The 13,565-nt window shown below is 31.1% G+C and carries 11 protein-coding genes and 1 other annotated feature; of the genes, 4 read left to right on the forward strand and 7 right to left on the reverse strand.

The window, feature by feature from the left end:
• Positions 1 to 68: 68 nt before the first annotated feature.
• The 6 genes from AC0N0V_RS13575 to AC0N0V_RS13600 all read right to left on the reverse strand — a co-directional run bounded on the left by AC0N0V_RS13575 (position 69) and on the right by AC0N0V_RS13600 (position 7,372).
• On the reverse strand, positions 69 to 1,691 hold the full coding sequence (locus AC0N0V_RS13575) for a nitrite/sulfite reductase (RefSeq protein WP_474458552.1): 1,623 nt from the start codon (positions 1,689 to 1,691) through the stop codon (positions 69 to 71).
• A gap of 380 nt (positions 1,692 to 2,071) precedes the next feature.
• Positions 2,072 to 3,004 (reverse strand): ATP-grasp domain-containing protein, encoded by a 933-nt coding sequence (locus AC0N0V_RS13580; protein WP_474458553.1) that lies wholly within the window; start codon positions 3,002 to 3,004, stop codon positions 2,072 to 2,074.
• 133 nt (positions 3,005 to 3,137) lie between these two features.
• On the reverse strand, positions 3,138 to 4,472 hold the full coding sequence (locus tag AC0N0V_RS13585) for a dicarboxylate/amino acid:cation symporter (RefSeq protein ID WP_474458554.1): 1,335 nt from the start codon (positions 4,470 to 4,472) through the stop codon (positions 3,138 to 3,140).
• A gap of 208 nt (positions 4,473 to 4,680) precedes the next feature.
• Positions 4,681 to 4,920 (reverse strand) — a binding site (T-box leader).
• Between the two features lie 217 nt (positions 4,921 to 5,137).
• Positions 5,138 to 5,566 carry an N-acetyltransferase gene (locus AC0N0V_RS13590; protein ID WP_474458555.1) on the reverse strand — a complete coding sequence of 143 codons (429 nt, stop codon included), beginning with the start codon at positions 5,564 to 5,566 and terminating at the stop codon, positions 5,138 to 5,140.
• A 49-nt stretch (positions 5,567 to 5,615) separates the two neighbouring features.
• Complete coding sequence (locus tag AC0N0V_RS13595; protein WP_474458556.1) at positions 5,616 to 5,882, reverse strand: CD3324 family protein; 267 nt, start codon at positions 5,880 to 5,882, stop codon at positions 5,616 to 5,618.
• 461 nt (positions 5,883 to 6,343) lie between these two features.
• Positions 6,344 to 7,372, reverse strand: a complete 1,029-nt coding sequence (locus AC0N0V_RS13600; protein ID WP_474458557.1) for a threonine aldolase family protein — start codon at positions 7,370 to 7,372, stop codon at positions 6,344 to 6,346.
• Positions 7,373 to 7,964: 592 nt separating this feature from the next.
• On the opposite strand from AC0N0V_RS13600, the gene AC0N0V_RS13605 reads away from it, so the two are divergent.
• The 3 genes from AC0N0V_RS13605 (at position 7,965) to AC0N0V_RS13615 (ending at position 11,015) form a co-directional block, all read left to right on the forward strand.
• A complete protein-coding gene (locus AC0N0V_RS13605) occupies positions 7,965 to 8,618 on the forward strand; it encodes a hypothetical protein (protein ID WP_474458558.1) in 654 nt (217 codons plus the stop codon).
• A 357-nt stretch (positions 8,619 to 8,975) separates the two neighbouring features.
• The gene (locus AC0N0V_RS13610) at positions 8,976 to 10,157 is read left to right on the forward strand and encodes a sensor histidine kinase (protein WP_474458559.1); all 1,182 of its coding nucleotides are present in this window, start codon (positions 8,976 to 8,978) and stop codon (positions 10,155 to 10,157) included.
• Between the two features lie 171 nt (positions 10,158 to 10,328).
• The gene (locus tag AC0N0V_RS13615) at positions 10,329 to 11,015 is read left to right on the forward strand and encodes a response regulator transcription factor (RefSeq protein WP_474458560.1); all 687 of its coding nucleotides are present in this window, start codon (positions 10,329 to 10,331) and stop codon (positions 11,013 to 11,015) included.
• Between the two features lie 215 nt (positions 11,016 to 11,230).
• Here AC0N0V_RS13615 and modA read toward each other — a convergent pair whose 3' ends face one another.
• The gene (modA, locus tag AC0N0V_RS13620; protein ID WP_474458561.1) at positions 11,231 to 12,049 is read right to left on the reverse strand and encodes a molybdate ABC transporter substrate-binding protein; all 819 of its coding nucleotides are present in this window, start codon (positions 12,047 to 12,049) and stop codon (positions 11,231 to 11,233) included.
• Between the two features lie 486 nt (positions 12,050 to 12,535).
• Here modA and AC0N0V_RS13625 point away from each other — a divergent pair, with 486 nt between their 5' ends.
• Positions 12,536 to 13,507, forward strand: a complete 972-nt coding sequence (locus AC0N0V_RS13625) for a substrate-binding domain-containing protein (RefSeq protein WP_474458562.1) — start codon at positions 12,536 to 12,538, stop codon at positions 13,505 to 13,507.
• The last annotated feature ends 58 nt before the right edge of the window (positions 13,508 to 13,565 follow it).

A 13,565-nucleotide genomic window follows, 5' to 3' on the forward strand; every position in this document is an offset into this window, starting at 1 on the left:
TATGCAAAAAAACATGAGTTATTTTCACATAAGTCTCATGTTTTTTGTCTTTATAAACTTAAAATTATTTATTTGTTAGATAAAAATTTGATATCTGACTCAAAATCATAATATAATTGTGCATCACTATCTATAGTCTCAAATCTTTTAATTAAGACTTCTATTTTTGCCCATTCCACTTCTATAAATTTATCAAAACTCTCATGCTTAGTTTCATAGGCTAAAATAGCTAAATTATATAGAAAATCAGGAACTTTTTTAGTAGGAATGTCTCCCTTAACTTCGCCAAATTTTGTTTTATTAGCCTCTATTACTCCACCGAAAGAAACTCTAAACGCAGGAACCATACCTTCATCAGTTCTAACAGCTTTTCCTGAAAAACCTATTTTACCAATCTGATGCTGCCCACAGGAATTATGACACCCTGAAATGAATACTCTTGGCAGTATCCTCTTTACGTCCCCTGAAACCTCCGAAAATCTATTACTTATTGCACTAGAAAGTCCCTTTGAATTACATAGCCCACATCCACAAACTGTTGCTCCTACACAAGTAACAGTGTTTTCTATTGGTAGCGGTGATGTAAAACCAGATATAATATCTAATAGAGCATCTATATCTCGGCCTTTAATGTCTCTTATATAAAAACCTTGTGTGTTTGTAAGTCTTATGGAAGCTTCATATCTTAAGTTTCTTATGTAATTTAAAATTTCATTTAAATCCTCGGTCGAAATATATCCATTTTGAGTGTGAATAAATGTTGAATAATATCCCTTTTGCTTTTGTTCCGTAACTAATAAGCTAGAAAAACTAGGTTCACCAACTTCAATTTCATATTTCTTATCTTCTTCATCCACAAATAAATCTAAATTTACTTCCGTTTTAACCTTTTCTAAGTGGTACTTAAATACCTCTTTGAACTTATCTTCGCCAAGTCTATATACTATATATCTTATTCTTGCTTTATTTCTATTTTGTCTATCTCCTTCAGCCTCAAAAAGCTCTTTCATAGCTTGAACATAATAAAGTACATCCTTTTCCTCTATAAAGCCTTCAAGCTTTAAAGCAGTACTAGGAGATCCACCCAATCCACCGGCACCGTAAACCTCAAAGCCTTTTTTACCATCTTCTATCTTTGCCACAAATCCTAAATCTGCTATTGTTGCATAGGCAGTATCTAAATTGTTATTGGAAAAGGCTATTTTATATTTTCTTGGAAGTTTACGTGTAGAAGGATCATTTAGTAAATGCTCTGATGTCTTAATTGCATAAACAGTAACATCAAAAACTTCATTTTTATCTACACCAGAAAGAGGAGAACAAGCTACATTTCTTGCTGAATTCCCCCCTGCACCTATAGTATTTATGCCCAGTTCTAAAACTTCATCCATAATTTTAGCCGTGCTTTCAAGTTCTACTCCTTGAAATTGAATATCTTGCCTTGTTGTAAAATGTATTTCTCCATTTGAATACTTGTCCGCAATTTTGCTTACAGCTTCAAACTGGTCTAATGTAATTAAACCAGCAGGAATTTTTATTCTAGTCATGTACTTCTCTACTCTACGCTCTAAATAAACACCCTTAATAGCTCTTATTCCCTTTATATCAGGATCAACATCGCCATTCTTATAGTCATTTATTTTTTTCTTGTAGAAACTAATTTCTTCTTCAATTTTTTCTTTAATATCCATTAATTTCCCCCCTATTCATAATTAATTTACTATAGATACCTTTTTAAGTCAAATACTCCAACTAGTTATCTATATATAGATAAACCAATACAAAGCTAGACTTCCCCCCCCGGGATATATCAGTAATTCTTCTGTGTAAATCAAGTTATGTATTCGCTTATCTATGTAGATATCAAAAATAGAAAGTTGACTTATCCTGAGAGACATAATACCAATTTGAAGGTACATTTAAATATTTTTTCATTAATCCTGAGCTTTAGACTACTTAAAAATATTTAACGTACTGAAAATTGGTATTATGTCTCGTAGAATAAATCAACTTTCGGTGATGTTTCTCTATAAACTATATGTAACAATAAAATTGAGATTTAACCCCAACTTTACTTATTCAATTTTGTAAGCTCTTCTCCAAGATATTTTGCAATAGTGGCCATTCCGGATATTCCAGCCACTTCTTCTGCATCTGAATTATAGTTAGTGTTAGTATTTACATCATATGTGAATATTGTTCCTTCCTCGTCCTTTATAAACTCAATACCAGAAATATGAATTCTGTTATCTTCAAGGAAGCTGGCATACTTTTCTAATATTGGGTCTTCAAATCCTTTAACAATAGTGAACTTAGACTTTTTTTCTTCTCCAACTGGACAGAACGCATCTCCAATTTGGCAAGCATCTGCAGGACATAACTGGAAACCTTCTGAAGTATCAACTTGCACTGCATATATAAATTTTCCACCAATAAACTCACAGCGAGTGATATGTGTAGTTGGCGCTTTAATATATTCTTGAATTAATGTTATTCCATCGATAGGTTCTTCAAATCTATCACTATACACATATGACTTCAATGCATCTATACTTTGAAATAGTTGAACTCCTAGTCCCTTGCCAGCACGATTGTGCTTTGTGATGAATGGTCCATCAAACTTTTCAGCTGCTTCAATAATCTCTTCCTTGCCTACAACGGCTATTGTACGAGGAGTACGCACACCATGTGCATTAAGTGAAGCATACTGAGCTACCTTGTTTACCTCTAGTTGTAGGGCTCTACTTGTATTTATTACTCTACGCCCATGACCTTCTAGCCATGCAAGTACTGCTGATGTGTATTCTGGCGCATAGCGATGTCCTCTTGTGTGAGAAGATGCACTCATACGGTTATAGAATACCCCTTCTGGAGGTGCTTGAGATAAATCAAGAACTCCCTTGTCAATAAACCAATCTTCATATGGAAGACCTAGTGCTTCTAGTTCTTTTATTAATGGTGCTGTCCATTCACTATTTTCATGAATGATGTAAATCTTTTTCATTTGTTCTATTCCTCCTTAGTTTTAAAAAAATTAATTATAAGTTATTTTAATCTTACAATATATATCTTACCAAAATAAATACTATTAATATAGCATCTTGTTAAAGTTGTATATCACTAAAGTTTTTTTGTTCTTATACTATCCTTAGACTTGATTCTTTTGCACCTGTATCATCTATGTCATTATTGAAAGCATCTCTATCAAATTCCTTTTCCATACTTCCTACTAAGAATGTTGTTACTGCACAACCAGTTACATTTGTCATTGTTCTAACCATATCTATTACCACATCAATACCAAGTACCATTGCTAAGCCCTCAACTGGAAGTCCTAAATTTGTTAGAACTACAGTTGCCGCTATAGTAGCTGCACCTGGAACTCCAGCTATTCCAATTGATCCTATGACATTTGTTATAATTAATAATAAATATTGAGTAAACGTAAGCTCTATATTAAATATTCTAGCGACAAATATCGCTACAAGCGCAGGATAAATACCACCACCAGCATTCATTCCAACATTGGTACCTATAGGAGCCACAAAGCTTGCAATCTTATCAGATATCTTTGCCTTCTCTGTCAAAACTCTCAAAGTCACAGGTAAAGTACCATAACTACTTTGAGTTGTAAACGCAACAACTTGTGCAGGAAAAATCTTTTTAAAGAATCTAATCGGATTAACCTTAGCAACAAATGTAAGTAAGCTTCCATAAATTACTATTATATGTATAGCACAAGCAATGTACATTGCAACAATAACCTTAGCAAGCGGAATTAATGTTGCCGCTCCATTTTTCGCAGCTACTGCTGACATAAGACTGAACACTCCATAAGGAGCTAATTCAATTATCATCTTTGTTATTACAAACATCAGCTTTGCAAAAGAGCTAAGTAAGTCCTTTACAGGCTTAACAATCTTCGGATTTATTTCATTTTCAATGATTATAGCCACCGCAATAAATAAAGCAAATATAATTACAGGAATAACCTTTCCTTCTGCCATTGAAGCCACTGGATTAGAAGGAATCATATCTAACAAAATTTTACTAAAAGCAGGAACCTGTGTAGCCTTAAAGCTTGCAGACTTTGCAAAATGAACACCAACTCCAAGCTTCATCATATCACCAACTAAAATACCTACTATAGTTGCAATTCCGGTAGTTCCCAAAAGTAAACTGAAGGTTTTAACACCTATTTTCTTAAGCTGTTCCATATTTTTCAGTGATATGATACTTGAAATTAAAGTAGTCATTACAAGAGGTATTACAATCATTTTAATTAAAGAAATAAAAGCCTGACCAACTGGTTCAATTATGAGTATATCCTTCTTAAATATTATTCCAGCTACTATACCAAGAAGCATAGCAGTCAACACTCTTATGCCGAAATTCACCTTCTTCTTTTTAAGTCCAAATAACAGTGCAAATAATACTATTGATACTAATAAACTAATATAAGTTAAGTTCATATTAATCCTCCTAAATAAGTTATTAAATTTGAAAAATTAATAATGATTGCATGATAAATCACTGAGTGTTATGAATAAACTACTAAATTGTAATCTTATTCTAATAAGCACATCATCAAGGTGATTATAAATTTCAACTTTCAGTTTAATATTTACCTAACTTGGCCAAGCTGCAAATAAAACAAAAAACCTTCTACCCCTGAATTTCTTCAGAGGCAGAAGGTATACTTCCGCGGTTCCACTCTAATTAGACATCAAAAATATGTCCATCTCATTTGGCACTAACATACCATATCTCTATAACGGGAGAACCCGTAAAAGCCTACTAAACTTCGGTTTTAAGCTCACAGGGGCACTTCGACTATACTCTTACATAAAGCTCTCTCAACCAATGGAGCCTTTCTCTGTCTGATTTGTACAACCTACTTTTCCTGATCCCAGCATTTAATCCTACAATTCATATTAATTTAATCGGAATTTATGTTTTAATTATAATTGCAATTTCTCGAAATTGCAATAGCTTTTTTATTCATTTTTAAAAATTTATATTGCGAGATTTTAATGCTAAAAAATGTATCTTAGATATTGTTTGAAATGCAAATTGATAGCCTAACACCTAATAATATATAGTTATTTATTGTATATTAACGTTTTTTACAATACTACTACAATTCACATCCCATAATTAACTCTTTTTCATTTGTATCTTCATCTATTTTTTCTTCATATAAAACAAAGCCTGTACTTTTATAGAACTCTACTGCATTTTTATTATTTTTATATACGGCTAAACTCAATTTGGTATATCTTCTTTTTACAAAATCAATTAATTTGCTACCAATTCCTTTCCCCTGACTAGAAACGTCTACGAATAACGCTCCTATAAAATCATCATTTAAAATACTTATAAACCCTTTTATATTATTATTCTCTTCATAAACAAATGTATTAGACATTGGAATATACACATCTTTGACCTCATCATATTTTCCAAGCCAATATTCCTTGCCTATAAAACTGTGCGCCTCTAAAGTAGCATATTTCCATATCTCCATAACTCTATTTATATCATTTGTTTCTAGTTCTCTAATCATAACCTTTTCACCCTTCTTAAATGTATACTGTTTTCTGAGTAATCAACTTTTATTTATTATTTTTAGTAATTATCTTTTTAATTGTATATTCTGAGAGAAAGAATTTTCCAGATAGAACCTTTATATTATTTCCTTTATTATACAGTGAAATAATTTCCTTATTCCTATTATCTATCAAACTCCTAGTTCCACTTTTACACCCCCAGGATATTCTTTTCTTTACCTTTGGAATGTATATGATTTCTCCCTCTACATATTTTTGTATCTCTTTCAACAATTCTTCTGGTAAAACCTCAGCTCCATTTACATATCGCACTACTTTATCCTCCAAAATTAAAGAATCACTAAGACTCCTTAAAGAGGATTATTACACTTTAGTAATGTAAAAGTTCCCCCTCTAAAGAGCAGCCATTACAGCATTAAAGTGTTGTCTATTTAACATAATTTCACCTCCATCTATCTGTCATCAAATTCATCTTGTTAACCTAATTCTACTATGATATAGATTAAATTTAAATAGAAAGAATAATTATAATAAATCTCTACTTATATAGTCCTTTATAGTCCTTCATATTATTGAATTTACTTATCTTTTATTATTGTTGTGAACATAAAAATTGCTGTTTTCCTTTCTATGAAACTCAATTCTAAAATATATAAAACTAGATTTTTCACACTTGTACATCTATAACAAAAGTCAAATAATAACCTAACCAATAATTAAAAGGGTAGATGAGCAACTCTCATCTACCCTTTTTAAGACTAGCAAATATAACACTAAAGCTCAGTGCTTTTTAGTTTTTCAATAAAACATAGAACCTCTTCTTCTTTTGTAGTCCAGGAAGTTACAAGTCGAATAGCAGAATTATTCTCATCAATTTTTTCCCAGACAATAAATAAATAATTCTCTTGAAGTTTTTCAATTATTTTATTTGGTAATATTGGAAAAATCTGATTAGAAGGTGAGTGTGTTAAAAACTTATAACCAGCTTCATTTATTCCATTTTTCAATAAAGTAGCCATAGTATTAGCGTGTCTTGCCAAATCAAAGTACAAATCATCTTTAAAAAGCTCAAAAAACTGTATTCCAAGGAGTCTACCTTTTGCAAGAAGTCCTCCTTTTTGTTTAATATGGAACCTAAAGTCCTCCTTAAGTGATGCTGTACATATTACAAGGGCCTCTCCCATTAAAGCACCATTTTTAGTTCCACCTATATAGAAAGCATCTACCAAATTTCCTAAGTCAGAAAGTTCCATATCATTTTCTTCTGAGCAAAGTGCAGATCCTAGCCTTGCACCATCAACGTATAAATATAATTTATTTTCCTTACAAAACTTACTCAACTGTTGTAATTCACTCTTGGTATAGATAGATCCAATTTCTGTAGGATTAGAGATATATACCATTTTAGGCTTAACCATATGCTCATCAGTATGTGCTTCTAAAGCAGGTTTTATATCTTCTGGACGTAGTTTTCCATCACTTACTTCTATAGATATAACTTTATGTCCAGTAGCTTCAATAGCTCCAGTTTCATGTACTAATATATGTCCTGTGTTAGCTGCAATAGCTGCTTCATGAGGTCTTAAAAAAGCGGAAATGGCAGTTAGATTTACTTGTGTTCCCCCTACAAAAAGGTGTATATCAACATCATTACGCTTTATTTTTTGTTTTAAAAGTTCAATAGCTTTTTTTGTATAGCTGTCCTCTCCGTATCCTTCTGTTTGTTCTAGGTTTGATTCAACCAAAGCGTTTAAAATCCTTTGGTGTGCTCCTTCGCTATAGTCATTTTTGAAACTATACATTTGTATTAATCCTCCCTTATATTTTTAATTTATTTTTATAATTTATAAAATAAATATAAAGAATATCTTAAACTCTTAAGATATTCTTCAACCTTATTTCTCATAGATTGATCCCAAAATTCTCATCTTACTTATTTAATTCATACTAAAATCTATGAAAAACAATTACTATTACGTTTATTAGTTATTCTACATTAACAACAGAATTCCTCTACTTTTCCATATATTCATCCATGGCAAAATTGTATTTTTCGCTTATGTTCCTTATACAGCAGACCTATTAATCTTAACTTTTGCTTTGATTACATCTATAATTAAAAAGCTACAATTCTTTCTATTCAATAACTTAAAAAAAGTCTTCAGTAAGTTATAGTAAATTATCACGTATAATTTCAATTAAAACAACTGTAAACACAGAAAAAAAGAGGTACATACTTATCTTTCTAAAGGTTTTTAAACTTATTTTATAATTCTTTATAAAATTTTTAAAATTACTTTAAAAGATTTTTAACTTCAGTATTTATAATGAACTCATATCAAACAAGGACGCAAAATCATTGTATCCTTGTAAAAATATTAGGAGGTCATATTAATGAACACTATTAAACTTTTATATGATGTATTTAAAACTATGAAGGAAAAAGAATCTTTTAATGTAATCGCTAAAGTAGAAGCAGTAAAAGGTGAGTTAAAGGTACTCTCATTCTCTAATGAATTTATTACTAATACAGTTACCGGTGAAACAAAGGCTAAAATAAGCAGTGAGGTTGATTGCGATGGAAAGAAGATAAAACATGAGAGCAACACCGAGTTTAATATAAAAGACTGCAAGCATCATAAATTCCATCACCATGCACATGGTATGGGCAATCACAAATCTGGTATATGTTGTGAGCACGGAGGTATAAAAGCTAAGCTTTCAAAAATCACCTTTGTCCTCAATGTCCTAAATAACCTAAAAGTTGAAGAAACGGATGGAGTATCAGTTTTATCTCTTGATTTAAAAGACATAATAAAAGAAATCAAGGAGCAGCATAAAAATTTATCTGAACATCACGCTAACTCATTTAATCAAAATATAGCTGAACATCACAAACATTGCATTTTTATAAAAGAATTGCTCTGCTCTGAAAATAGTGATGCTGTGCTGAATATATATATTAATAAAAATAATGAAGTAGAAAAATTAGAAGTTACTGCCAAGGGAGAAAATAGTCTGAATGCCTTAGTAAACTTCACTTGGTAAGATTGTAGATAACCAAATCCAAAGCTAGACCTACACTTCGGGATATATTAGTAATTTTTCTGCACTATAAATACTTTTTAATGAGTCTAAAGCTCGGCTAAAAGAAAAATCTAAGAACTTCGACAAACTCGCTTGTCGCTCAGACAGTGTCGAAGTTCTAAGCTTTTTCTTCTAGCTGAGCTAAGACTCATAGAAAAAGTATTTAAATGTGCTTCAAAATTACTAATATATCCCTCTGCGTAAGTCAAACTTCTAATTAGTTTATCTATATGTGTAAATTAAAACATCTATCCCCATATTTTAAGTCCAAAGATATTGTGGTAATATTAGTGTAATTAAACTTTAAAGGTGATATATATGAAGATTTGGAAAAAGAACAAGATTAAATCCTATAGACAGTGGCGTGAGCAACATCATAGGTTTCATGAAATGCATGATAAGAATCATGAGCATTTACATAAAATGCACAAAATACACCAAAAGCATAGAAATGAATTTTACTTATGCCACAAATATTTGGTGTGGCTTCGCCCTGCGGCCTTTTTTATCAATATATTTATAATCTACCTTATTTTTAGGGTAGTGGGAATTAAGGCTATAACTTTATTTTTTGCAGCAATATTTACTGCTAAAGAAATTATACATTTATATATATATTGGCGATTAGAAAAAAGAGTTATGAAGCCTATTGACAGTTTGAAAATCGGAGTTGAGCAAATTGCTAAAGGAAATTATGAAGTTAGAATTGAAAAGAAGGTTTACAATGAAATTGGAATTTTAATAGATGAATTCAATGAAATGGCAGAGAAATTACAACAAGGTGAAAAGTTAAAAAATGAATATGAAGAGAATCGAAAGACCCTTATAGCAAATATATCTCATGATTTAAAAACTCCCATTACCTCAATAAATGGATATATAGAAGCCATACTGGATGGAGTCGCTACTTCACCTGCTATAATAAACAACTACCTTAAAACAATTCATAATAACACAGACTATATTAATAGACTCATTGATGATTTATTTTTATTTTCAAAACTAGATATGGAAAAACTAGATTTTAAGTTTGAAAAAACAAAGATAAACCCTTTTATGGGCGACATGATGGAAGAATTTAAGTTTATTTTAGGGGAAAAAAATATTAGTTTTTATTTTATTAATAAAATCGAAAATGAATTAAATGTAAATATAGATGGAAAACGAATATATCAAACTATACGAAACATCATAGGAAACGCAGTTAAATATTGTAATCAAGAAAATCTATCTATTTCTGTTGAATTGAGTTATGAGAAAGATTATATAAAAATTGACATCAGTGACAATGGTCCGGGCATATCAGCAGATAAACTTCCCTATGTATTTGATAGATTTTATCGTATAGATACTGAGAGAACAAAGGACTTAATGAGTACAGGACTTGGCCTCGCAATCGCTAAAGAACTAGTAGAAGCCCATGGTGGAAAAATCTATGTTTCGAGTGTTTTAACAAAAGGAAGCACTTTCAGCATAGAGCTTCCAATAGTAAATCAATGATTTATCCCATATATTAGGTTTCCCAAAAGAGACTTTATCATATACATCACAAGAGCGCTGAAATTCCAACATATAAAATAATTTATATATTAATTTTTGAGTGTAGAACTCTATATGATTTAAGATAACTTATAATGTTCGACATCATGTTATAGAGAAGGAGTTGTTTTTATGAAACAGGTTTTGATAATTGAAGATGATAGCAATATTGCAGAGCTCGAGAGAGATTATCTTCAATTAAACGGATATAAAGTTGATATAGAGCAAGATGGATTATCAGGTTTTAAAAAAGCTTTGCTTGGTATTTATGATGTAGTTGTAGTAGACCTAATGCTCCCAAGTAAAGACGGATATGAAATAGTAAGAGAAGTTAGAGATAAGTTTGAAATTCCTATTATAATTGTATCAGCTAAAAATGAAGATATAGACAAAATAAGAGGTTTAGGTTTTGGTGCAGACGACTATTTAACTAAACCATTTAGTCCCGCAGAATTAGTTGCAAGGATAAAATCACACATCATTAGGTATGAACGTCTTTCAGGTAAAAAAGCTATTATAGATGTTATTAGCCATAAGGCTATGGAAATTAGAACGGATTCCCATAAGGTATTCGTCAATGGTAAAGAAGTTATACTTACAACAAAAGAGTATGAGTTATTACTTTTTCTAGCATCAAATCCTAATATGGTTTTTACTAAAGACCAGATATTTAATACTATTTGGGGAGAAGACTATTACGGAGATACTGCTACCGTAGCAGTACACGTACAAAAGCTTAGGAAAAAGATAGAAAAAGACTCTGGAAACCCCGAATATATTGAAACTATATGGGGTACAGGATATAGGTTTAATTCTTAATTTTCTAAATTTTAATTTTTTATATCATAATAAAAAACAGGAAAAGGATCAGTACCGCGAATTTACTACGCCATACTGATCTCTTTAATTTTCTCCCTCGAATCATACATGAACATCATTAGCACCATCATTTACTAGTGAAATATAAAATCCTACGCTTCTCCCCCATTCAAATTACATAAACCTACAATCCATTTATCGCCAAAAATTCAACCTTATTCAGCAACTTTAAATCCGTATTTTTCAAATACTACCTTAGCTTTATCTCCTGACATAAACTCAGCAAATTCTGTTGCCGCTCCAATATTCTTACTTTCCTTAACTACTCCAACGGGATATACCACAGGCTTATGCGACTCTTGCGGTGCAGTGGCTACGACTCTGACCTTATCAGAAGTTTTTGCATCAGTTGCATAAACAATTCCCGCATCTACATTTCCTGTTTGCACCCATGTTAAAACTTCTTTTACATCTTTACCTAAAATAGCTTTTGGTTGCACCTTATCTGCTATTTTAAAATATGTTAAAACCTCTTCTGAATACTGTCCTACTGGCACGCTTTTTGACTCACCTAGTGCTATCTTTTTAACATTCTCGCTTGCTAAGTCATTAAAATTCTTAATATCTATTGAATCTTTAGGTGCTATTAATACCACATCATTGTTCAAAAGATTTTTCACTGTATTATCTAGCATAAGACCTTTCTCTTTTAACTCGTCCATTTGTTTTGTGGCTGCAGGCATAAATATATCTGTTGGAGCCCCTTGTTCAATCTGATGTTGAAGTGTTCCTGATGCTCCAAAATTATATGCAATACTAACATTAGGTCTCTCTTTGGCATATAAGCCTTTTATTTCCTCTATTGCATCTTTTAAACTTGCAGCAGCAGATATAGTTAGAGTTATAGTTTTTTCACTTTTACTCTTATCAGATGTTTGTCCATTTGAACTTTGTTTTGTGTTTCCACAACTTACTGATATAAGCATAGTACAAAAGATCAAAGTAGAAAATAATATTTTTGTAATTTTTCTCATAAGAATACCTCCAAATAAATTTTAAAAACATTGAAATCTTTCTACACCTCTCGCAATATAACATTACAAAACATAACTCAATATCAATCTTATTCACGTTTTGTAATGTTATGTTATCCTTTATTATACTTATAAAGTCTTACCAAATCAAGTAGATCTTAGAAATTTATTATATACGTATCATGTATTTATCTAACTGAACAATGCTATATTATTTTTTCTACTTGATTATATCAGGATATCTAAAAGTATATTTTTAGTTCTTATAAATAAATTTTTACGAATAATGTTATGTTATTTTCATTATTAATAAATCAAGTTGTCTTTTAAAAAATTTGTAATATAATTATAATATAATTACTGCTTTTTCAATTTACGGTTACTTATTTCTCAGTAGCATTAAATATTTCTTTAAATGCATGGCACATATTCATATTTTATAAAACCTTTTACCTTACTATATCAACCAAAAGAAGGAGAACAATAATGTTAGAAGACAAATCTTTTACACCACAGGAAGTAGCAGATATACTAAAAATTACAAAAAATACTGTATACGAATTAATAAAACGTGGAGATTTAAATGGATATAAAGTTGGAAAAAAAATAAGAGTTGATTTTAATGATGTTGAAGAATACAAGAATAAAACTAAAAACAGAAAAACAAATGAAGCTAACATCAAAGAAAAAAGCATTTTCCCCTCTTCAAATTCATACGCTTTTCCCTTTGAAGATTCGCAAGTAAGTTCAAATCATGATTTTGTAATTTGTGGTCAAGATGTACTTCTTGATATTTTATCTCGTTATTTAGAGGTTAGTTCTCAAGGAATACACGTCTTGCGTTCATATGGTGGGAGCTTTAATGCCTTGCTTGGCCTTTATCACGGAAAAGTGCAAATAGCCACTTCTCATCTATGGGATGGTGATTCAGATCAATATAATATACCTTACGTGCGAAGATTGCTACCTGGAATTCCGTCTGTAATAATTCATTTAGCTTGTCGTATGCAAGGTTTTTATGTACTAAAAGGCAATCCAAAGGACATTAAAGGCTGGGAAGATTTGAAAAGATCTGATATCACTATAGTTAATAGGGAAAAAGGAAGTGGTACAAGAGTTCTTCTTGATGAGCAATTGCGCCGTATTGGAGTTCAAGGTTATACAATAAATGGTTACAATCGAGAATGTCTTTCTCATCTAACCGTAGCAAGCACCGTTGCCCGTGGTGAAGCAGACCTTGGGCTCGGGAATGAGAAAAATGGTCAACAGGTTCAAGGAGTTGATTTTATTCCACTACAAAAAGAGAGATATGAATTAGTTGTAAAAAAGGAGGATATTAACAAACCTCTCTTTAAAGCAATCATTAATATCTTACGTTCTGAGGAGTTTAAAATGGAACTATTAGGAATAGGTGGATATGATCTTAATGAAACTGGGAAAATAGTAGCTGAATTGTAACAGAAGTTTAACCCAAAAACTTGGCTTTTTCAAGTGTGATTCAAGTCTTTGGGTTGAG

Source organism: Clostridium sp. CS1-1, from assembly GCF_056135525.1.